This is a genomic window from Bartonella sp. MR30HLJHH (assembly GCF_042194195.1).
In the GTDB taxonomy this organism is placed as follows: Bacteria; Pseudomonadota; Alphaproteobacteria; order Rhizobiales; family Rhizobiaceae; genus Bartonella; species Bartonella grahamii.
The window spans coordinates 1-2,808 of record NZ_JBHIMO010000057.1; the positions used below are offsets into that span (position 1 = coordinate 1).

Sequence of the window (2,808 nt, forward strand, 5' to 3'; positions counted from 1 at the left end):
GATTGATATCGATAACCCTACTCCTCGCAGACGAGGCTATTTTCTCTGCATCTTCTGCCTGATTGCGTGCTTGCGTCGCGTCATGTCTTGCATAGCCAGCAGACTCTTTGGCTTCCTTGGCTATTTTTTGTGCCTCTTCCGCTTCTTCTTCCAAAGACGCTGCTTTTTTACCCGCTGTTTCGGCTGCCCTCTGCGCTTGTTCTGCTATATATTTTGCATTACTAGCTATTTCCTTGGCTTTTTCTACTTCATTCTTGGCTTCATACGCTCGGTCATCGGCTTTCTCCGCTATTTTCTTGGCTTCTTCGCCTGCTCTTTCTGCTAAACTTGCTATAGTCTTAGCGTTATTGGCTACTTCCTTGGCTTTGTCGGCTTCGCTCTTGGCTTGATAGGTTTGTGAATCTGCTGCCTCGGCTTTTTTCTTGGCTTCTTCGCCTGCCATTTCCGCTAGTCTTGCTATAGTCTTAGCGTTACTGGCAGCTTCATTCGCATCGTGAGCTTTACTCCACGCTTCATTCGCTGTGCTTTTTGCCTTTTCCGCCTCACTACGGGCTTGACCCGCATCATGCTTGGCATAACCAGCTGTCTGTTTGGCTTCTTTAGCTATTTTTTCGGCTTCATCCGCTACTGTCTCTACCTGTACTGCCTTCTTCTGGGCGCTTTCAGAAACCTTTTTTGCCTCTTCTGCTGTCGACTGCGCACTACCAGCTACTTGTTTTAGTTCATCCAAAGCACTTTGAGATTCTTGTACAATCTTCTCTAATGCTTCCGCTTTACGTTTCGCTTCTTCCGCTAAGCCCTTCACCGCTTCTGCACTCACCTGCCCTGCCGTCTCTCCTGAACGCGCCGCAGACTCTGCTACCGCTTTCGCTTCAGAAGCTAATTTTGTAGCCTCCTCTGCACTCTGTTGGGCTTGATGAGCCGTCGCTGTTGCTGTATCCGCTGCACTCTTGGCTTCTTCTGCTGTGGTCTTCGCTGTATTCGCCACTGTAACAGCGCTTTCTGATGCTACTTTGGCTTCGTTAGCTACCGTTTCTGCTGTCAAAGCCTTTGCCTTGATAGAAATAATATCTACAGTCGCTTTCCTTGCTGTATTTTTCGCATCTTCTGCTGTTTCTGTCGCTGCCGCTACCGATTGTTTTACTTCCTCCACTAAATCTTTTGCCTCAACAGCTGTCGTTTTACTTTCATTGGCTAACGTTGCTGCCTGATCTGCTACTTTTTTCGCGTCAGCGGCTTTAGACAGTGCTTCTGAAGCATCTTGGTGCGCTGTTGATGTCTCTAACGCCTGTTTTGCCTCTTGCGCCATAGTCTTGGCTTCTGAAGCTGTAACTGTCGCATCATTCGCCTTCTTTTCGGCTCTCGCGGCTTTCTCTTCTGCCGTTTCTGCTGTGCTCTTAGCTTCTTGCGAAAGGACATGAGCATCCTCTGCTTTATTCTTCGCTTCCACCGCCGTGTCTTTTGCGCTATCCGCTAACCGCTTTGCATTATTCGCTAACGTTTCTGCCGAATGCGCTCTCATCTTAACTTCTTCAACCAATTGTTTGGCTTCACCGGCTTTAGTCTTGGCTTGTATAGCAACGTCTTCTATTGTTAAAGCCCTCTGCTCTACTCCTTCTGCTGTCCTTTTGGCTCCCTCTGCTGTATTCTTGACATGATCAACCGATTGCTTAAGGTCATTGACATCTGCCAACGCTCTCAATGCCGTTTCTTTTGCATCACCAGCTACCGAAGATGCTGTCTCAGCTGTCATCTTGGCTTCCTTCGCTGTAGTGAGAGCTTTCCCACTGCTCGCTGCCGCCGTTTCTGCAACATTCTTCACCTCACCCATCACCTGCTTGGCATCATCAAAAGCGCTCTTGGTTTGTTCGGAAAGTGTTTTTGCATCTCCTGCCGTTGCCTTGGCTTCTCTTGCCTCTGTCAAAGCTGTCTCTACTGTGCTTTGAACTTGTGTCACTCTTTGAGAGCTTTCCGTGACCGCTGTCGTCACTCTATCGGCTGCACCTTTAGTATCCTCCGCAATACGCTTGGCTTCTTGCGCTAACCTCTCTGCCGCTTCTGATTTCATCTTGGCATCTTCTGAGGAGGCTTTCGATATCTCTGCTGTCTGCTTGGCGGCATTGGATGTTGTTAATGCCGTATTTGCCTGCTCTAAAGCTGTCTCTGCTGTCGTCTTGGCTTCAGAAGCTACAGTAACTGCACTCGCTGCTGTGCCTGCTGCTTGTGCTATCGTCGTCGCTGCTGCATCCGATAATTCCTTGACACTATCTGCTATAGTTTTCGCTTGATCTGCTGTTTGTTGCGCGCCATTCGCACGCGCCATGGCTTTTTCTGCTTCTTTCCTTGCATTAACAACCTGCTCTAAGGGCGCAAAGGTTTCATACGAATACAAAGACGCCGTCCCTAAAAGCTTCGGAACAACAACGCTGTCTTGAGAAGTTCCTGCTATCATTTCTTCTCTCGTCGCGACAGGTATCAAATATTCATGTTCATGATCGGGTATCTTCATCTGCTTTCGTCCTCACATCATTCAGAGTACTTCGTCTAATGAACACTCTTTCAAATCTTCAAACTCTTCTCTTAAAGCCTCTAAGCGCTTCTCTAAATCTTTCAGTGAACCATCAAGCTCTGTTTTCAAAGCGGCTTTCAGTAAATCAAAAACGCCATTAAGCGGCGCATGGACAAAACCTCCCCCCGAATACAAAACGACCCGTACTTGAGACGGGTCGTCAATCTCTGATATCGCAAACGGTTTTAATGACATTTCAACTCCTCATGTCTTGATCCCATAAATGACACTCACATTAA

The 2,808-nt window shown here is 47.7% G+C and carries 1 protein-coding gene and 1 pseudogene; both read right to left on the bottom strand.

Annotation, left to right across the window (positions count from 1 at the left end):
* Nucleotides 1–2,509 (bottom strand): annotated as a pseudogene (locus ACFIKR_RS09135) (hypothetical protein); the annotation flags it as partial.
* A 21-nt stretch (nt 2,510–2,530) separates the two neighbouring features.
* Nucleotides 2,531–2,764, bottom strand: a complete 234-nt coding sequence (locus ACFIKR_RS09140; protein WP_375659623.1) for a hypothetical protein — start codon at nt 2,762–2,764, stop codon at nt 2,531–2,533.
* Nucleotides 2,765–2,808: the final 44 nt, after the last annotated feature.